We start from the raw sequence: 18,656 nt of genomic DNA, 5'->3' as shown, positions 1-18,656 counted from the left end.
TAGTGCGAAGTTGGCGACAACCGCCGGTGGCCCCGCCCCGTCGAGCGGAAACATCAGGCGGGAGGAAACGCACATCACGCGCTGTCGGTAAATCGGCGCGCTTCGGGAGGATTTCATGGCTTCAGCGGTCTGTATTCGCGCGCGCCTCGCGCTCTCCGTATCGGCGACGGCCCTCTTGATAACCTGGGCGCCCGCCGCGCTGGCGCAAACAACCGCACCCCAGCCGAATCCCGCTCCTGCCGTCGTGGACGACATCATCGTTACGGCCCAGAAGCGCGAGCAGTCCGTGCAGGACGTGCCGATCGCCGTCACCGCCCTGTCGTCCGAAGCCTTGCAGTCGCGTCAGATCGAAGGCGGGTCGGAACTGCTGCGCGCGGTGCCGAACGTCACCTTCTCCAAGGCCAACTTCAGCATGTACAACTTCTCGATCCGCGGGATCGGGACCAAGGCCGTCTCGGCCTCCAGCGACCCGGCGGTCGCCGTCAGTTTCAACAACACCCCCCTGATCCGAAACCGACTGTTCGAGCAAGAGTATCTGGACGTCGATCGGGTCGAGGTGCTGCGCGGCCCGCAGGGCACGCTTTACGGCCGCAACGCCACGGGCGGGGTGGTCAACATGTTCCCACAACTGCCGCGCTTCCAGTCTGAGGGGTTCGTGACCGGCGAGCTCGGCAACTATGACACCCAGCGCGCACAGGCCATGGCCAACATCCCGCTCGGCGACACCTTCGCCGTCCGTGGCGCCTTCGCCTTCACCAAGCGCGGCGGTTTCGACTACAACAGCTTCAACGACACCCATGTGAACGACCGCGACCTCTTCACCACCCGACTGTCGGCGCGGTGGGAGCCGACGGAACGGTTCCGGGCCAATGCGATCTGGGAACATTTCGAGGAAGACGACAACCGCTCACGCACCGGCAAGCAGCTCTGCACCACCGATCCCGGTCCGACCCAGGTCGGATCGGCGACGATCACGACGCCCTACACCCAGGATCAGCTGAGCCAGGGGTGCCTGCCCGGCTCCCTGTATAGCGACGCAGCCTATGGCGTGCCCAATGGCGGATCGTTTGGCCCGGTTCGACTGCTGGGGACAGGCCCCAGCGTCGGTGTCGATCTCAACTTCCAGCCCGTCAATCTCATCCCTCTCGGGTTCGATCCCTACGAGGGCGTGGTTCAGTCCAAAAACCTCAGAGAGATCGCCACCAACTACGACCCTGTGTTCCGCGCCAAGAACGATCTGTTCCAGTTCAATCTTGAGTTCGATCTCACCGACACGCTGACGCTGTATTCTCAAACGGCGTATTCGAAGGACGACTATTATGCGTCGCAGGACTATGCGCGCTACGTCTCCAACCCCGCCTTCGTCGACAGCAACAATGTCTACGATTTCTTCGGCGCCCCCCTCCCATCCACGGCGACACCGGGCGGCGTTTACACGGACCCGCAACTCGGGCCTTCAGATCGCATCCTGTCGGCGGACATCAGTCGCTCCGATAGCCGTCAGTGGTATCAGGAGTTCCGGCTGCAGTCGGACCGCGACGGTGGCTTCAACTTCAGCCTCGGCGCCAACTACCTCGATTTCAAATCCCAGGACGACTACTTCGTCTTCAACAACACCTTCTCGCTGATCGCCGAATATTTCTACAACGGCGACTTCTCGCCGAACGGCAACTACATCACGCGGCCATGCGACGACACCCAGCCCTTCGAGTGCGTTTACGTCGATCCCAACCCGCTCGGAGAGATCAACGAGGACGGGCACAACTATTTCCGCAGCAAGAACGTCATCCACACCCGTTCCTGGGCCGTCTTCGGCGAGGGTTATTGGGACCTGACGCCCGACCTGCGCCTGACCACCGGCCTGCGCTACACAGAGGACCGCAAGGACACGACGCCCTATCCCAGCCAGTTGCTGCTCGGCGCCAATCTGAACGGCGATCCCGGCCTCGCCACCGGCGGCTATGTGCGAGAGGGCTATTATGCGCTGCCGGACATCGAACAGAAGTGGGAGGCGCTGACGGGCCGCATCGTTCTGGACTGGGCACCCGACCTGTCGTTCACGAACGACACCCTGATTTATGCGTCCCTGTCGCGCGGCTACAAGGGCGGCGGCACAAACCCGCCCCGCCTCGATCTGAACCCCACGGTCGTCCAGTATCAGCCCCTGGCCAGCACCTTCGAGCCCGAATACGTCAACGCCTTCGAGATCGGGACCAAGAATACGCTGCTGGACGGCAAGCTTCGCCTGAACGCCACCGCCTTCTACTACGACTACAAGGACTATCAGGTCTCTCAGATCGTCGACCGCATCTCGCTGAACGAAAACTTCGACGCCAAGATCTGGGGGCTTGAACTTGAGACCGTCTACAAGCCCACGCCCAACTTCCAGATCGACGCCAACTTCGGATATTTGAAGACCCGCGTCGCCGATGGCGAGGGGTCCATCGACGTGATGAACCGGACCCAGGGGAATGAGGACTGGATCACCTTACGTCCGTGGATTCAGGTGCCGTCGAACTGCGTCGCGCCACGGGATCTGGCCGAGCAGATCCTGAACAGTCCGTTCGGCCCGGAGTTGGCCGTCTTCTCTCTCAGCGCCCTGTGCGCTGGCTCCTCGCGGTTCGGCACGTTCAACCCCGACCTCGCGTCCAGTCTGCCCTTCTGGGCCTTCTATGGCTTCACCTATGATCCGCTGACCCAGGCGCCGAACGGCGGGCGGGGCTTCGAGGCGGACCTGGGCGGCAACGAACTGCCCAACTCACCGAACTGGACCGCCAACATCGGGGCTCAGTACACCTGGTTCCTGGGCGACTGGGATCTGACCGTGCGAGGCGACTACTACCGCCAGGCCGAAAGCTATTTCCGGGTCTACAACACCGAGTACGACCGCCTGAGGGGATGGGACAACCTCAATCTGTCCGTCTCGTTGAAGGACGCCGAGCGCGGCCTAACGCTCCAGGCCTATGTGAAGAACGTCTTCGACGACGCGCCCATCGTCGACGCCTTCACCAATTCCGACGACACCGGCCTGACCACCAATGTCTTCACCCTGGATCCACGGCTGATCGCCGTGCGTCTGACCAAGAGCTTCTGACGCTCGGACACCGCTGACGCGCGGTCGATTATGGCATCTCCCGGTCGCTTAGGCGGCCGGGAAAGCTGCGCCATATTCCGTTTACCACGCTGAAAAATAACGATTTTATTCTTGACTCATCGATGCTTACGGCGCTGTAAATAGCACGTCCGCCGTTAGGACAATCCAAGGTTCACAAGGGCCGATGAAGGCCCGCTCAAGGGAGGACTATCATGATCAAGACACTTTCCTTCGCCGCCGCAGCCCTCGCGACGGTCGCCCTGGCTTCGCCATCCTTCGCCCAATCGTTCTCGCCCAGCTCGGGCAGCGTATCGGGTTCCGGATCCGTCACCCTGTCCCAAACCACGACCGTCACCTGCAACGTCTCCGTCACCGCCAGTCCGCTGAGCGCGACCAGCGCGCCCATCCCGACCCGCAGCATCTCCCCCGGCAGCGTGCTTTGCTTCGCCGTGGCGCCGACCGGCTCGTGGGGCGCCGCTGTCGTGCCGGGATCGACGACCTCGATCGCCCTGACCATCGGGGCCAACACGGTCGCCAACGATCCCTGCTACGGCACCGTCGTCGTGGCCTGGAACAATGCGACCAGCACCGCCACCTTCAGCAACAATGTGCTGCCGCCCGTCAACGCCGGCGGTCGCAGCTGCACGATCCGTAGCGGCTCGATCCGTATTCCCGGCCTGCAGATCCTTTAAGCCAGGCGCTTTCCTGGATCCCCAACCTGAAAAGCCTTGCCGGGCGTCTCTGACGTCCGGCCTTTTTCGCTTCCAGCCTGTCGTTCGGGCAGGCCGGGATGGCGATTGATCCATGTTGGCTCATCTGGCTCTTATCGTCGTCCAGGAAGCGCCGTCCGCCCTCCCCTCGCCCACACAGCTGGAAGAGGTCGAGGTGGTTGGACGACGCGGCGCGGCCAGGGTCGCGCCAGAGCTGGAGCTCGGCCCGGAGGAAATCGACAATCTCGGCGCCTACGACATCGGCGAGGTGATCGCCCGTTTTGGCGAGCGTCTGGGCTTGCAGCAGCCGCCCGTGGTGATCGTCAACGGTCGCCAGGTGGTAGACGCCCGAAACTTCATGGGCTTCCCGCCCGACGCCCTGGTCCGCGTCGAAGCCCTGCCGCCGCAGGCGGGCGCCCTCTACGGCGGCGACCCGTCGCGCCGTGTCGTCAACATCGTGCTCCAGCCCGCGTTCAGGAGCCGCGACGCCCAGGCGAAGATGTCGCGCCCGACGGCGGGCGGAACCTCGTCCGTCGCTGTCGATGGACGTCAGTCGCAGATCAAGGACAGCGACACCTTTCAACTGGGCGCCCAGGCGTCCCGAACGACCTCGCTTCGCGCGGACGAGCGACCGGCGGACGACCAAGATTCGTCCGGGTTTGGCGCCTATAGCCTGCGCCCGGAAACCCAGGTCGCCTCGGCCAATATCGCGATCACCGGCGCCTTGGGCGATTGGGCCACATCGTTCAGCGCCACGGCCCAACAACAGCGCGACGCATTCACCTCACGCACGTCTGGCCAAGTCGTCGAGACTCGCCAACGCGCGGACACCGTCACCGTCGCCGGCGGCGTGAGCGGCCGGACCCTGGGCTGGTCCGTGCGCGCCGGTCTGGACGGCCTGATCGCCGAGACCCGCCAATCGGGGCTGGCGGCGCTCGTGACGCGCAGCCAGGTCCTCTCCGCCACCCTGTCCGCCGACCGCCCCTTGATGGACCTGCCGGCCGGGCCGGTTCTGGTCACGGCGGATGCTCGCTACGTCGGGTCGCGATCCGAAACCCTAGACGCGCCGACGGATCAGACGCAGTCGTCCCAGACCCTTGATCTGCGTTCCAATCTGAACCTGCCGATCTTCTCGACATCTCCCGACCGAAGCGGCGGTTGGGGCGATCTTTCCGTCAATCTCGGCGGCCGATTGGCCGCCCTGGCCGCCCTGGGCGACACCGGCGCCAACGGAGGCCTGAACGCGGGCTTCGCCTGGACGCCTCTGAGCAAGCTGAGACTGTCGGGCCAGTGGTCGCAGGCGACCGATGCACCGACACGCGAACAGAGGTTCGATCCCCCGCGATATGGACCGCCCAGAACCGTCTATGATTTCCGATCACAACAGGCGGTGGACATCACGCCCCTTCTTGGCGGCAACCCCGATCTTAAAGCTCAGAAGACCGAAACCCTGTCGCTGTCCGGGTCGGCAGGGCCGTTCGGGCCTTGGGGCGTGCAGGGCAATGTCGATCTCCAGAGCGTCAGATCCTCCAACGCGATCGGCGCCCTGCCGGCGCTGACCCCCGCCGTCGAAGCCGCCTTTCCCGACCGCATCATCAGGGACGCCGAGGGCCGTTTGATCGGCATCGACCAGCGCCCGATCAATCTGGCGCAGATCGCGTCGGACACATTGTCCTCAGGTGTTTCGGCCAATATTCCGCTTGGGGGCGAAACGGGCGGATCGGCCCGGCGTGGGTCTGTGCAGGTGGCGATCGCCCATATCTGGCGGCTCGACGACGGCGTCACCATTCGCGACGACATCCCCAGGCTGGATCAACTGGCGGGCGACGGCGGCGCCGTTCCCCGCCATCAACTGACCTTGAGGCTCGACGGCCGTTACGCCCGCTGGGGCGTGAATGCGCTCTTGAACTGGAGAGGCCCGTCCCGTCTTCGCCGCGACTTCGGCCGGGACGGGCCGGAGGACCTTCGCCTGTCGGATCTGACGACGGTCGGCGTCCGGATCAGCACGACGATCGAGCCGTCCAGCGCTGCGCGCGACACCGCCGGCCGTCGCCGCAGCGAGGGTCTTCGTCTAGAATTCGAAATCGAAAACCTGCTCGACGCCCGCCCGGAAGCCACCCTCGGCGACGGCCGTTCCGCACCCGGCTACGCCAGAGACAGCCAGGACCCTCTGGGCAGGACAGCTCGCATAAGCCTCAGCCGCCGCTTTTGAGGAAACGCCGCCCAAACCGCTGTGACGGGCCGACTGTCCTAATCCCGATCCGGGTCGCTCAACCTGACCGCGCTCACGAAGGAGCGCATTGCGGCGTTGAACCGCGCAAGATTATCCTCGCCATCATAGACGCCGTGGGGCCCCGCGAAATAGGCGGCGGTTAGTTGTTCGGCCGGCACGCCCACCTGATCCAGCACATAGCGGCCCGCATAGGCTGGCGTGGTCAGGTCGTAGTAGCCCGCCGCCCAGAACAGCCGCATGTCCGGCCGCGCCTGCAACGTCTTGGCCAGCCCCTCCATTGCCTCGGGCGAATCCCCATGGGACCAGGCGGCGTTCACAAGAAAGTTGAGGCTGTAGTAGGGTTCGTCGGTCGCAAAGCCGAGCGTGTTGCGGACATAGTCGCCCAGGGCCTGATTGACGATCGGGCCGATGCTAGCCGGGGTCGGTGCGGGTCCGCCCGCCCTACCCTTGGGCACGACGCCGAGGGACGGATCATCCAGCGCGCCCAGCGCCCCGGCTTCCATGGGCGAGGTGACCCGGACATCCAGCAGGCCGGTGCGCAGGCCCTGGTCCTTCAACAGGTTGAACATCCAGGTGTTGCTGGAGATGCGCAGGTTCTCGGTCAAGATTAGATCCGTCGGCAGGCCGATCAGGGCGGACATCCGTTCCGCGACCCGGCGTCGGTCCGCATCTGGCAAGCTCGAACCCTGGATCAGGGCCTCGACGTAATCGGTGCGTGCGAACGTCAGGGCCTGGTCATAAACCTGATCGACGGTGCGGCCGGCTCGGTCGATCCTCTGGTGATGCCACGCCCCGGCGGCCATCGTCGGCAGGCTGGCCACGAAGGGCATCTCGCGCCCGGTCACCGGCGCGACGAGCGCGATCAGCATGACGCCGTCGAAGCTCAGCGTCTCGGCGTCGGCGGCGATCAGCGCCGCCCGGGTCGTGCCGTAGCTCTCGCCCGCCAGATAGCGCGGCGAGGCCTCGCGGCCGTTGAGCTTCAACCAGTTGAGTATGGCCGTCTGCACCGCCTTCGCATCGGTGGTGCCAGTGTACCAGTATTTTTCGTCCATGCCGGGAAGGGCGCGACTGAAGCCGGTGCCGACCGGATCGATGAAGACGATATCCGCCGCATCCAGCGGACTGAACGGATTGTCGACCAGACCGCTCTGCCCTTGCGGCGCCTTGCGCATCGGCCCCAGGGCCGAGATGTGCAGGGGCGACGAGGATGCGCCCGGCCCGCCGTTGAAGGCGAAGATCACCGGCCGGGTCGTCGGGTCGCCGACATCGTCGCGCGTATAGGCGATGGTGATGACAGCTGCGCCCGGCCGGCCGTCAGGACCGGCAACGAAGTTGTCGGCGACGGTGGCGGTGTAGGCGACGGCCTGACCGTTGAAGCGGCCGGCATGATGCGTGACCGAACGTCGAGGCTCCATCGCCGCCTGCGCGGTGGACACTGGTTCGGCGGCGACTTGCGCCATCGCCGGGACGACGCCCGAACCGGCTGCGATCATCAGGGCCAGGACGGAGAAAACGGCGCCCCGGACACACCCAGCCGGTCTCCACCGCATCGGCTCACTCCCCTTCGCTCTCATCGGCGTTTGCCCCGGATCAGCGCCCGGACGTCATCGGAAAAGGCCGCCGCCGTGTCGCCGAGATAGAGCATATGGCCGGACTCGTAGTTGCGGATCGTCAGCCGATCGGCGGGAACTCCCGCCTTTTCCAGCGCGTCATGCGCGGCCGCCGGGGTCGTGACCATGTCGAAATAACCGCTGGCCACCAGCACCCTCAGATCGCCGTTGCGGCGCATGGCCGTGGCCAGGTCGCCGGCGAAGGACTGGCCCTCGGGCACGCCGGTCCGCTTCCAGTTCCAGCCGAACAGAAGATTGCGCCAAACGATGGCCCCGTAGGGCCGGTCCTCCTGGACCTTCAGATCCTCGGCCAGCATCTGGTGGAAGGCGGCGATGAAGCCCGGCACATAGCGCCCCATGGCCGGATCGTCGGCGACCGGCTCACCGCCGTCGTGCGCTGACGGCAGGGTGTAGCGACCGTCGTAGAGGCCGACCGTCAGACCATCGGCGGCCAAAAGCTGCTGAGAAAAGGCCTTGGGCGACATCGTCAGACCGGGCAACCAGGCCCCGACCGGCAATCCGGTATAGGCCGCCAGACGCGCCGCGACCGCGCCGCGTTCGACGTCGTCCAGCGTTCCGGCGGCCGCCTTGTCCAGCGCCGCCAGATAGTCGGTTGTGGCGAAGGCAGTGACTTCGGCGTCGAAGGCCTCGATCGTCAGGCCCCGGCGGTCGATCCTATGGTGCGCCCAGGCCGTGGCGGCCATGGCGGGCAGGTTCAGGGCCGCAGCGAGCGACGGAGACAGTCCCGCCGTCCCTGCGCCGTTCAGGCTGGACCCCAGCAGGACGATTCCATTGACCGTGATCCCCCGCATCACGCCGCCATAGGTCGGCCCGCCCATCAGGGCGCGCGGCAAGAGCGCCGCCCGCGCGCTGCCGTAGCTTTCGCCCATCAGATATTTGGGCGCGTTCCAGCGATTGTTCCGCGTCAGCCACAGCTCGATGAACTGGGCCACGCTCTCGGCGTCCTCGTCCACGCCATAGAAGTCCTCGGGCTTGCCGACGCCGACGATGCGGCTGAAGCCGGTGCCGACCGGGTCGATGAAGACCAGATCGGCGACGTCCAGCAGGCTGTCGGGATTGTCGACCACGCCGAACGGCGGGACATTGCTGGGATTCACCTCGCGGTCCAGCTGGACCCGGCGCGGACCGACCACCCCCATGTGCAGCCAGACCGAAGACGAACCCGGCCCGCCGTTGAACACGAACATGACCGGCCGATCGCGCTCGCCCCCCGTCTTGACGTAGGCGAAGCTGTAGATCGAGGCCGTCGGTTCGTCGCGATCATTGCGCAACAGGGTCTCGCCGGCCGTGGCCGTGTAGGCGATCCGCTGACCCCGGATGGTCGTTTCGTGGCGGGTCACCACCGGTGCGGCGACTGCGACCGCCTCGGACGACCTCGCCTGGACCGAGGCCGGCGCCATGCCCATGGCGAGCCCCGTTACAGCCAGGGCGAAGGCCGCGCCCACCCGGATTTTCCGGCGCTTCACGTTCTCAGTGACCATGATCATCGTCCATCCCCTCGCCGAACAGAAAGCTCTCGCCCGCCACGCCCGCCGACGTGTCTTCCGGCGCCTTCGGCGGCTGGATGACGACGGGATCGGCGAAGGGGCGAATACCGAGCGCCTCGTGGATTTCGCTGGGGAAGTAGAGCACTCCGCCCTTCATCACCATGCGGATCTGACGGATGGCGTTGATGTCCTGCGTCGGATCGCCGGACACCAGGAAGAAATCGGCCAGCTTGCCGCGCGCGATACTGCCCAGAGACTGGTTGCGACCCAGATACTGTTCGGCCTTCAGCGTGCCCAGGCTCAGGGCCTCGGCCGGGGTCAGACCCGCCTTGACGTACAGCTCCAGTTCGCGGTGCACGGTGAAGCCGGTGCCGGCGTCCGTGCCCGGCAGCAGTTGCACGCCGCTGTCATGAAGCAGTTTCACGGTGTCGAGCAGCTTCTGGAACGCCGCCTTGTAGGTCTGGTCCACCGCCGGGCTGTCGATGTCGACGAAGGATCGACGACGGTATCGCTGATAACCGATCGGCATGTGGTCCACATAGCCGACGGCCGACGGCGGGATTTCACCCGCGCGGCTCAGCATCAGCACTTCCAGCGCCACGGCCGTCGTGTCGAGAGCCACGCCCTTCTCCTGCATCAGGGCCAGGGTGCGTCGGACCGGCAGGCTGTTCAGATCCAGATCCGCCGCCCGCGCCATGGCGGTCAGGCGCAGGGTGGTGCGTGAATCCTCGCCGGGCTGAAGCAGCCAGCCCAGCATCAGCTGGTTGATATGGGCGATTTCGTTATAGCCCGCCTCCACGGCATGGTCCGGCGTGACGAAGGCGGGGACGTGGCCCGTCACTCCCATGCCCAGACGATGCGCCTCTTGCGCGACCGGCGCGACCCAGTCGGGGTGCAGGGAGTTGTAGATCTTGACCTGGCGATAGCCGCGCTGGCCGTACCACCGGACATCCTCCAGCGCCTCGTCCAGCGTATCGGCCAGCAGGCCGGTGCGCACCGAATAGGGGCTGCGCCCCTCCAGCATGCCGTCGCGGACGATGCGCGGTCCGGGGGCCACGCCCTGGTCGATGTCTCGGGTCAGGTTCAGCAGAAAGGCGTTGCCGTTGCCCATGTCCCGCACCGAGGTCACGCCCGCGCCCAGATAGAACAGGCCGGTCTGCAGGGTGCTGTGGGAATGCATGTCGTGCAGACCAGGGACCAGCGTCCCGCCTTGGCCGTCGATCTCGTAATCTCCGGCGGCGGTGGGGGTGTCCGGCTCGGGCACGATGGCGGCGATCCGGTCGCCGAAGACCGTCACCGACGACAGGGCCGACAGGGTCCCCGTCTCCGGCTGGAATATCCGCACATTGCGGATGCGGACCGGCGCATCGAAGCTGTGCGCCAGTTGGGTCTGCAGCGCATGAATGCGCTCGCCCTCCAGCGCCGCCGTCATCCGCATCAGTTCGGGCGCGGTCGCTTCCAGGCCCTCGCGCACCGTGATCTGGCTGCCCGAAAACTCGGCGACCATCCGTCCGGCGTCGTCCAGCATGACGTAGCCGGGCTGAAGTTCCAGTCCGGTCAGGCGATAGATGGTCACCGTCAGGGCGTTCGGGCCGAACGCCTGGCTGCGGACGGCCGTCAAGGTCAGACGGCCGCCGGGCGTCACGTCGAGGCTTTGCTCCGGCGCGGACTTCAACACATTGGCGTAGAGGGCCAGGCTCCAGGGGCTGTCGTCATTGGCGATATAGAGGCTTGGCGCAGGCGTTGGACGTTCGCCGCTGTCCGCCTGACTGCACCAGCGCAACGTCCCGTCGCCATGCTCGAACCGTTCATCGACGCGCGCGCCGAACAGCGACACGCCCTCGATGGTCCAGAGCCGCGGCATGCCGTCGGCGCCGAGCACCAGATGCTCCTTGTGCTTGGGACCGCGACCGTTGTTGTCGACGTGATAGTCGACATCGACCTTATCGCCAGCCTGATCCACGATCAGATGGCCGACGTTCTCGCCGCTGGAGATAACCACAAACCGCTGAACCTCAGCCAGGGCGGATGTCGCGCCCAGCCAGGCGACGGCGAAAAGGATCGGGGTCAGCAAGCGACGCATGGACATCTCCTCAACGCGTTGCGGCAGGACGTGAAACGAGCGGAGAGCCCGAGCGTCGAAGCGCGAACAGGGCCTCGTGCAACTTCGCCAGCCCCCGGTCGATGGCCGGCGCCGGCACGCCGAACCCCAACCGCATATGACCGGCCTGGCCAAAGAACTCGCCCGGCGCCGTGACGATGTCGTGGTCGCGCCACAGGACCTCCGCCAGTGTGCGCGTATCGGCGTGACCGACGACCTTGGGAAAGGCGATGCAGCCATAGGGCGGCAGGTCGCCCTCGATCAGTTCGTCGGCGCGCATGGCCGCCAGATGACGCTCGACCACCGGCCGACTTTCGGCCAGCACCGACCGCCAGTGCGCCTCGAACGGCGCGGGCTTTTCCAGCACCAGCGCCCCGATGGCATGGGTCAGTTTCGACACCCCGAACTCGCGCCCCGCACTGGCGTTGGCGATCCGCCGCGCCGTGGCGCGCGTCGTGAAGATCCAGCCGCACCGCAGGGAGAACAGGCCGAACACCTTGGTCAGGCTGTTGACGCTGATCAGATTGGGCGCGAGCCGCGCGGCGGGCAGATCGCCCTTGTCGCTGGCGAAGTCCGCATAGACCTCGTCCACCAGCACATGGGCGCCCACGGTCGCGACGACGCCAGCCAGGGCCTGAAGCGCCTTTTCATCCAGATGATGACCGGATGGATTATGCAGGTTGGTGATGATCACCAGCCGCGTGTTCGGCCTCAACCGCGCCCGCAGATCATCGGTATCAAAGGCGAACGTATCGCCCGTTCGAGGCAGCAGCTCGACCTCGGCGCCCGCGAGCCGCGCCAGATCGGAAAGAACGTCGAAGCCCGGCGTCTCGACCAGCACATGATCGCCGGGCGCCACCAGACCGGCCAGCACCTGGACGACGCCGTTGCAGACGCCGGTGGTCGGCAGGATGCACTGCTCGTCAACGCCATACCGCTTGGCCAAGGCGGCCAGCAGATAGGGATTGCCGCGCCCGAACACGCTTTCGAACCGGTCGCTGACAGGCGGGGCGAAGGCGTCTGTGACGAGGCGCGCCAGCAGGTGTTCGGGCTCCGCGACCGTGCTTTCAAACAGGATGGAAGCCTCGGCCGGCAGGGGCATATGCCGGTACAGGGATCGTCCGAAGGCGGCGAAATCCCTAATGTCGTAGATCGGCGCCCGCGCCGGAGCCTGGCGCCCGATCACGCTCGCGGCTCCGGGCCGCCACAGGCTGCGGCTGGGGTGTTCGTCTGTCGCAATGGCTTGCCCGTCGAGGACGACAGGGCGTCGTCCTTCACCCCTGCATTGTTACCGTCGCGGCGCCGCAGCTTCTTTGCGTATCGCCGCTTGCACGCTCGCGGGATTGGATAGCTAATGCGCTGTATCGGCAAATCGGAGACTAGACGATGTCCACCGGCCTGGACGCCATCGACGTCCGCATTCTGCAGCAACTGCAGATAGACTGCTCCATCTCCACCTCGGAGCTGGCGGAGCGTGTGGGCCTGTCTCAATCGCCCTGCTGGCGGCGCATCCAGCGCCTGCGCGAGGAGGGCTACATCAAGGCGCAGGTGGCCATTCTCGATCCCGAACGGATGGGCTTCCACATGCACATCTTCGCCCAGCTGAAGATGAACAATCTCGCCGAAAACGAGCGCGAGAAATTCATCCGCGAGATCGCCGCCATCCCCGAGATCGTCGAATGTTATTCGGTGTTGGGCGAGCGTGACGCCATGATCAAGGTCATCGCCCCCGACATCAAATGGTACCAGGACTTCATCTTCCGCAAGATCCTGAAACTGCCCGGCGTCATCGACATCAGCTCGACCGTCGCCCTGTCGGAAATGAAACGGACCACCGCCCTGCCCGTGCGTCAGGGCGTCTGACGCCTCAGGCGCCAGGCGTAGTAGGCCAGACCGAGCGCCAGCCAGACGACCAGCAGCACATAGGGCCGCCAGTCAGTGCTGAAGCCCAGGGCGGCGATGACGACGGCGGCGATGACGCCCAGCACGGACAGGGTCTTGACCGTCGGTCGGCTGAACCGGAGCCGGGCCTGGTCATGCACCTCCGGGTGGGCGCGCGCGACATTGTAGGCGGCCAGGCAGGTCCCGAGATATTTCATCATCGTGGGCACATTCACCGCCAGCAGCAGGAACAACAGGCTCGATGGCAGGAACAGGGCGGCCGAAGAGGCGGCGAAGGCCACGAGTGTCGCCACATGCGGCGTGCCGAACCGGGGATGGATCCGCGCCAGGGCCGAAGGCAGGACGCCGGACCGGCCCATGGCGAACAGGAAGCGGGAATAGACCAGGAAGACGGCGTTCATCGACTTGAGCAGGGCCACCACGGCGGCGGTGACGATCAGGGGCGCCGCCCACGACCCCAGCGCCGCCTCCGCGGCCGTCAGAAGCGGCGCGTCGCTGCTCGCCAGGGCTTGCGGCCCGACCAGGCTCAGGGCCGTGAAGGTGATCACCAGATAGACGACGACGGTCAGCGCCAGCCCAAGCGCGATCCCCAGCGGCACAACCACCTTGGCGTTGCGCACCTCGTCCCCGACTTCGGTCGCGGTCTCGATGCCGAGGAAGAGCTGGATCATCAGAGGCAGGGCCGCCAGGATCGGCAGCCATCCGCCCGCCGTCGCCTGGACCAGAAGTCCCGGCTTCAGGTCGGGCGCCCCCGCCACGACGAAGACGGTGAAGATCGCCAGCAACAGCAGCATCAGCACGGTCTGCGCCCGCGCGGCCACGGCGACGCCGACATAGTTCAGCGCAAAAATCAGGGCGAACAGGCCGAACATGACCGGCTTGGCCGGCAACGGGATCACCATCGACAGATAGTTCACCAGCACCCGCGCCAGCACGATCATGACCACCGCATTGCTCAGCACCCGAAGCCAGACGATGGCGAAGGCGACCAGCGGATGGGTGAAGCGGCGCTGCCATTCGTAGGACGCCGCCGTGCTGGGCGCCGCCGAGGCCATATAGGCATAGACTAGGGCGAACAGGACCATGGGCAGGGCCGCCAGGGCCACGGTGATCAGTATGCCCGTCCCGCCCACGGCGGCAGCGGGACCGAGCACAGTGAAGATCGCCGCCCCGATCGCCGTCCCCGCGCCCAGCATCACCAGGTCGATCAGGCCGACCCCATGCTTCAGCTCGGACGATGGCGTCGGGGAAGATGCGGTCATGCGGCGTGTGTCCGGGCGTTTGATCGGCTCCACGGGAGCGAACGACAACCGTAACCCCGGCTGTCCGAAAGGACTATTCAAACCCGGTCGCGGCGGGGGGAACAGACGACTGCTTTAGTCCTCAAGCGCCACACTCGCGCATCGACCATGTTCGCGCCTGACAGCCGACATCTCGCCCCGAACTCTTGCTTGCGAGGCCCAGCGCCAACCGAGGACGCTCCCGTCTTCCGCGCAAATATTATTCGTCTCATCGGACAGCGGCATGACACCTGTGTCGCGTCCGCGCGCGTCAGCCGCGACAAAGAATGAATTGTCGCGATGCCAGGCTCTAGACTGATCTCGAACACGGAGATGACGATGACGACACTCACCAAACGACATCTCATCGGCGCCACGGCCGCTGGCCTGGCGCTGGCGTCTGCCGGCAGGGTTTCCGCCCACGTCCAATCCGCAGCCCAGCCGCGCCAGCGACGCACCGGTGTCTTCAACGGTCAGACCGTGACCTACACCGCCGGGCTGGAAGAGACCGTGGTCAGGGATGCGCAGGGCGCGCCCCAGGTGCGCTTCGTCTGCGCCAGCTACATCCGCGAAGGCGTCGCGCATGGCGACCGGCCGGTGATCTTCGCCTTCAACGGCGGCCCCAGCTCCTCGTCCGCCACCCTGCACATGCTGGCCCTTGGGCCGAAGCGGATCGCGTTGGAACAGGCCCCCGCCGCCCCGGCCCTTTCGCCCCCGCGCCTGGTCGACAACCCGGAAACCCTGCTCGATGTGGCCGATATCGTCCTGGTCGATCCGCCCGAGACCGGGTTCACGCGGCTGGCGTCAGAAGCCGACCGCGCCGAGGCCTATTCCGTCAACGGCGACGCGCGCGCGGTGTCGGACTTCATCCGCACCTGGATCGCGGACCACGGTCGCCAGACCTCGCCCAAATATGTCCTCGGCGAGAGCTACGGCACCATCCGCGCCGCCGTCATGGCGGAGCAGCTGTCCCAGGACATGCCGCTGGACGGGGTCTTCCTCTTCGGCCAGGCGGTGAACATGATCGAGACGTCCCAGCGCGTCGACAACATGATCGCCTATGCGACCAATCTGCCGGCCCTGGCGGCGATCGCGGTCTATCATGGCAAGGCCGACACGGGCGGCCGGTCGATGAACCGCTTCATCGACGATGTCTATGCGTGGGGGATGAGCGACTATCTCGCCGCCCTGGTCCAGGGCCGGGGCCTGCCGCAGACACAACGCCGCGCCGTCGCCGCCGAACTGGAGCGGCTGACCGGGATCGACGTCGACTTCTATTTCGACGGCGACCTGACCATTTCGAAGGTCGCCTTCGCCGGCCGACTGCTCGCCGACAAGGGCCAGAGACTGGGCATCTACGACGCCCGTTACGTCGGCCCGGCCCCGGGCCAGGGTCAGCGTCCCCAAGATCCGTTCGGCGCCAAGGTATCGGACGCCATCCTGCCGATGATGCAGCACTATCTGCGCACGGACCTGGCGCCCGAACGCGACGCCGCCGACTATCGCCCTCTGGCCCCCGGCGTGGCCGCCTGGACCTACGACACCACCGGTGGGGCGGGCGGGCCGTTCAACGAATACGACTATCCCGCCAAACTGGTCGCGGCCTTCAAGGCCAATCCGCGTTTCCGCCTGATGATCGGCACCGGCATCTACGACCTGACCACGACCGTCGGCCCGGCCCTCTATCTTGCGGCCCAGAGCGACTATCCCGCCGAACGCGTGATCCAGCGGCGCTACGAGGGCGGTCACATGGCCTATACGAACCGGCCGGCCCTGACGGCCTTCACCCGCGACATCCGCAGTTTCGTCACCGGAACGCCCTTCATCGACACCTGAGCAGGCGCCCGAGATGCTGATCCTGGACCGCGACTTCGTCCGCAACCACCTGACCTATGCCGCCTGCATACCCCTGATGCGCGACGCCATGTCAGCCTTGTCCAGAGGCGAAACGCGCCAGCCGCTGCGCAGCATCGTGCCCTTAGAGAACGGCCGCGCCTTCGGCGTCATGCCCGGCGCCCTGTCAGCAGGCGGGGTCTTCGGGGCCAAGCTGGTCAGCGTCTATCCCCAGAACCACGCGGCGGGTCCGCAGTCGCATCAAGGCGCCGTCGTCGTGTTCGACCCCGAGACAGGCGCCCTGTCCGCCCTGGTCCACGCGGGCGAGGTCACCGGCATCCGCACCGCCGCCGCCAGCGCCGCCGCCTCCCAGGTTCTGGCGCGCGCCGACGCCTCGCGCCTTGCCGTGCTCGGTACGGGAGAACAGGCCGCCGCCCATGTCCGCGCCTTACACGTCGCCTTCCGCCTGTCGTCCGTCACGATCTGGGGCCGGTCAGCAGAACAAGCCGCCGCCCTGGCCGTACGTCTGGCGCAGGAAACCTCCCTGCCGGTCGCCGCCGCCCCCACGGTCGCCGAAGCGGTCGCCCAGGCCGACATCATCTGCACCACCACCGCCTCGGCCCAGCCGATCCTCTACGCGGCGGACGTGCCCGCCGGCTGCCATGTGAACTTGGTCGGATCCAGCTATGACGGCCCCGTCGAAATCGACGACGACCTAGTGGTCCGTGCCCGCTTCATCGCCGATTCCCGCGCCGGCGTTCTCGCCCAGGGTGCGGAGTTCCTGTCGGCCAAGCGCGCAGGCCGCGTGGACGACGATCACGTCGTCGCCGAGATCGGCGAGGTCTTCCTGGGCCTGAAATCCGGCCGCACCTCCGATCAGGAGATCACGATCTACAAGTCCCTGGGCCACGTCGCCCAGGACCTGGCCAGCGCCCGCTATCTTCTCGACCTCGCCCGCACCCTGAACCAGGGCGTTCACGTCCCTTTCTGATCATCAGGCGGGCGGCGACGCCGGCAAGGCCTCCAGCAGGCGGTCGATGTCATTCATGTCGTTGAACACCGCCAGCGACACCCGGAACCGGTGCTGGGAGACGGTGATCCGCACCTTGGCCGCCGTCAGCCGCTCCGACAGTTTGGGCCGGGAGTCCTTCAGCGCGAAGGCGACCAGGGCCGTGCGGCTGTCCAACGGCGTCAAAGGCTCATAGCCCCGCCGCCGCAGTTCCGACTGCACCGCATCCGCCAGCGGCTGACGCGCCTTTTGAATGGCGTCGACGCCCAGCCGGTTGATCCAGGTCAGGGAATGGTCGAGCTGCACCGCGCCCGTCCACGAGGTCGTCCCCATGGCGAAACGCCCCGAGGCGTCCTCCCGCGCCGCATAGTCGGCGGGCATGGGGCCCGGCGCGTCATAGGGGTAGGCATGGCTCTGAAAGGAGCGGATCTGGTGATAGCCCCACCAGGGCCGGCGGATCTTGTCCTGCACGGACTTGCGCACATAGAGGAAGCCCAGGCCGAAGTCCCCCATCAGCCACTTGTAAGAGGCACAGGCTGCGAAATCGACGCCCGCCGCCTTCAGGTCCAGCGGCGTCGAGCCCGCCCCGTGGATGATATCGACATAGACATAGGCGCCGTGAGCATGGGCCAGGTCGCAGACCCGCTTCAGGTCGTGCTCGAAGCCGTTGATGGTCGAGACATGGCTGATGGACACCAGCCGCGTCCGGTCGTTCACCGCCGCCTCCATCGCCGCCATGTCGATCCGCCCCTCGGCGGTCATGGGCAGGGTGACGACGTCCATCCCGGCCTTGGCCAGTTCCCCATAGGTGTAGAAGGAGCCGAAGAAATGCAGGGCGTCGGTGACGATCCGTCCGCCCGTCTCCGGCATGTCCAGCGCCTGCAAGACCAGATTCTCGCCCATGGTCGTGGACTGGACGAAGCACAGCTCGTCAGGGTCGGCCCCGACCAGCAGGCCGAACTGACGGATCGCATTCTCTTCCATCGCCGACAGGTCCAGATCGGGCGCCCCGGTCGCACGGGTCTTGTAGCGTAGATAGTCCTCCAGCGCCGTGCGGGCGCCCAGCGGCATCGGGTGGGTCGATCCGCTGTCCAGATAGGTCACCGGCATGGCGGCGAAAGCCCCCCGCGCCGGCAGGGTCAACTGCGGCTCCGACCGCGCCTCCTCCGCCGTGGTCTGCGAGGCCAGCCCGACCGTCGGCGAGACGGCGGCCGCAGCGATCAGGGATCTTCGGGTGAAACGCATGGCGGGGCTCGCAACAGGCTCGGAACGCGCCATCCTAGGACGACGCGGCGGAATAATCCTTTCGTCTTGTCGATCGACGGCCGCCACGAAAGGCAGGAATAGCCACGGACGATGCGATAGGCTGCGCGAAC

12 protein-coding genes are annotated in these 18,656 nt (G+C 66.3%); 6 read left to right on the top strand and 6 right to left on the bottom strand.

Annotation, left to right across the window (positions count from 1 at the left end):
- The first annotated feature begins 115 nt into the window (after positions 1-115).
- The 3 genes from ACK4MH_RS03170 to ACK4MH_RS03160 all read left to right on the top strand — a co-directional run bounded on the left by ACK4MH_RS03170 (position 116) and on the right by ACK4MH_RS03160 (position 6,016).
- Complete coding sequence (locus tag ACK4MH_RS03170) at positions 116-3,094, top strand: TonB-dependent receptor (RefSeq protein ID WP_409714649.1); 2,979 nt, start codon at positions 116-118, stop codon at positions 3,092-3,094.
- 212 nt (positions 3,095-3,306) lie between these two features.
- Positions 3,307-3,786, top strand: a complete 480-nt coding sequence (locus ACK4MH_RS03165) for a hypothetical protein (RefSeq protein ID WP_409714646.1) — start codon at positions 3,307-3,309, stop codon at positions 3,784-3,786.
- 112 nt (positions 3,787-3,898) lie between these two features.
- A complete protein-coding gene (locus ACK4MH_RS03160) occupies positions 3,899-6,016 on the top strand; it encodes a TonB-dependent receptor (RefSeq protein ID WP_409714643.1) in 2,118 nt (705 codons plus the stop codon).
- 38 nt (positions 6,017-6,054) lie between these two features.
- On the opposite strand, the gene ACK4MH_RS03155 is transcribed toward ACK4MH_RS03160, so the two are convergent.
- From ACK4MH_RS03155 to ACK4MH_RS03140, 4 genes are all read right to left on the bottom strand, one after another.
- Positions 6,055-7,530 (bottom strand): S10 family serine carboxypeptidase-like protein, encoded by a 1,476-nt coding sequence (locus ACK4MH_RS03155; protein ID WP_409714640.1) that lies wholly within the window; start codon positions 7,528-7,530, stop codon positions 6,055-6,057.
- A gap of 77 nt (positions 7,531-7,607) precedes the next feature.
- Positions 7,608-9,149: a S10 family peptidase gene (locus tag ACK4MH_RS03150; protein WP_409714637.1), complete on the bottom strand. Its 1,542-nt coding sequence runs from the start codon at positions 9,147-9,149 to the stop codon at positions 7,608-7,610.
- Entirely contained in the window at positions 9,139-11,238 is a 2,100-nt protein-coding gene (locus ACK4MH_RS03145) for an amidohydrolase family protein (protein ID WP_409714634.1), read from the bottom strand. The genes ACK4MH_RS03150 and ACK4MH_RS03145 overlap by 11 nt, the downstream gene beginning before the upstream one ends.
- Positions 11,239-11,248: 10 nt before the next feature.
- On the bottom strand, positions 11,249-12,442 hold the full coding sequence (locus tag ACK4MH_RS03140; protein WP_409714631.1) for an aminotransferase class I/II-fold pyridoxal phosphate-dependent enzyme: 1,194 nt from the start codon (positions 12,440-12,442) through the stop codon (positions 11,249-11,251).
- 200 nt (positions 12,443-12,642) lie between these two features.
- On the opposite strand from ACK4MH_RS03140, the gene ACK4MH_RS03135 reads away from it, so the two are divergent.
- A complete protein-coding gene (locus tag ACK4MH_RS03135) occupies positions 12,643-13,119 on the top strand; it encodes an Lrp/AsnC family transcriptional regulator (RefSeq protein ID WP_312597182.1) in 477 nt (158 codons plus the stop codon).
- On the opposite strand, the gene ACK4MH_RS03130 is transcribed toward ACK4MH_RS03135, so the two are convergent.
- The gene (locus ACK4MH_RS03130) at positions 13,107-14,420 is read right to left on the bottom strand and encodes an APC family permease (RefSeq protein WP_409714628.1); all 1,314 of its coding nucleotides are present in this window, start codon (positions 14,418-14,420) and stop codon (positions 13,107-13,109) included. The two genes, ACK4MH_RS03135 and ACK4MH_RS03130, sit on opposite strands and share 13 nt — an antisense overlap.
- Positions 14,421-14,777: 357 nt before the next feature.
- Between ACK4MH_RS03130 and ACK4MH_RS03125 the strand changes: the two genes are divergently transcribed.
- The gene (locus ACK4MH_RS03125) at positions 14,778-16,274 is read left to right on the top strand and encodes a S10 family peptidase (RefSeq protein ID WP_409714625.1); all 1,497 of its coding nucleotides are present in this window, start codon (positions 14,778-14,780) and stop codon (positions 16,272-16,274) included.
- Between the two features lie 13 nt (positions 16,275-16,287).
- On the top strand, positions 16,288-17,262 hold the full coding sequence (locus ACK4MH_RS03120) for an ornithine cyclodeaminase family protein (RefSeq protein WP_409714623.1): 975 nt from the start codon (positions 16,288-16,290) through the stop codon (positions 17,260-17,262).
- A 3-nt stretch (positions 17,263-17,265) separates the two neighbouring features.
- On the opposite strand, the gene ACK4MH_RS03115 is transcribed toward ACK4MH_RS03120, so the two are convergent.
- On the bottom strand, positions 17,266-18,525 hold the full coding sequence (locus ACK4MH_RS03115) for an aminotransferase class V-fold PLP-dependent enzyme (RefSeq protein WP_409714620.1): 1,260 nt from the start codon (positions 18,523-18,525) through the stop codon (positions 17,266-17,268).
- Positions 18,526-18,656 lie beyond the last annotated feature (131 nt).

The organism is Brevundimonas sp. (assembly GCF_046295075.1).
GTDB lineage: Bacteria > Pseudomonadota > Alphaproteobacteria > Caulobacterales > Caulobacteraceae > Brevundimonas.
The sequence above is the reverse complement of the archived record's forward strand: the minus strand, read 5'-3'. Positions and strand labels throughout refer to the sequence as shown.

What these genes read in the sequence shown, in the direction of transcription:
- ACK4MH_RS03160 (WP_409714643.1), top strand. Translation starts at nt 3,899, where the DNA reads ATGTTGGCTCATCTGGCTCTTATCGTCGTCCAGGAAGCGCCGTCCGCC.
- ACK4MH_RS03155 (WP_409714640.1), bottom strand. Translation starts at nt 7,530, where the DNA reads ATGATCGCAGCCGGTTCGGGCGTCGTCCCGGCGATGGCGCAAGTCGCC.
- ACK4MH_RS03115 (WP_409714620.1), bottom strand. Translation starts at nt 18,525, where the DNA reads ATGCGTTTCACCCGAAGATCCCTGATCGCTGCGGCCGCCGTCTCGCCG.
- ACK4MH_RS03170 (WP_409714649.1), top strand. Translation starts at nt 116, where the DNA reads ATGGCTTCAGCGGTCTGTATTCGCGCGCGCCTCGCGCTCTCCGTATCG.
- ACK4MH_RS03150 (WP_409714637.1), bottom strand. Translation starts at nt 9,149, where the DNA reads ATGGTCACTGAGAACGTGAAGCGCCGGAAAATCCGGGTGGGCGCGGCC.
- ACK4MH_RS03135 (WP_312597182.1), top strand. Translation starts at nt 12,643, where the DNA reads ATGTCCACCGGCCTGGACGCCATCGACGTCCGCATTCTGCAGCAACTG.
- ACK4MH_RS03125 (WP_409714625.1), top strand. Translation starts at nt 14,778, where the DNA reads ATGACGACACTCACCAAACGACATCTCATCGGCGCCACGGCCGCTGGC.
- ACK4MH_RS03120 (WP_409714623.1), top strand. Translation starts at nt 16,288, where the DNA reads ATGCTGATCCTGGACCGCGACTTCGTCCGCAACCACCTGACCTATGCC.
- ACK4MH_RS03130 (WP_409714628.1), bottom strand. Translation starts at nt 14,420, where the DNA reads ATGACCGCATCTTCCCCGACGCCATCGTCCGAGCTGAAGCATGGGGTC.
- ACK4MH_RS03145 (WP_409714634.1), bottom strand. Translation starts at nt 11,238, where the DNA reads ATGCGTCGCTTGCTGACCCCGATCCTTTTCGCCGTCGCCTGGCTGGGC.
- ACK4MH_RS03165 (WP_409714646.1), top strand. Translation starts at nt 3,307, where the DNA reads ATGATCAAGACACTTTCCTTCGCCGCCGCAGCCCTCGCGACGGTCGCC.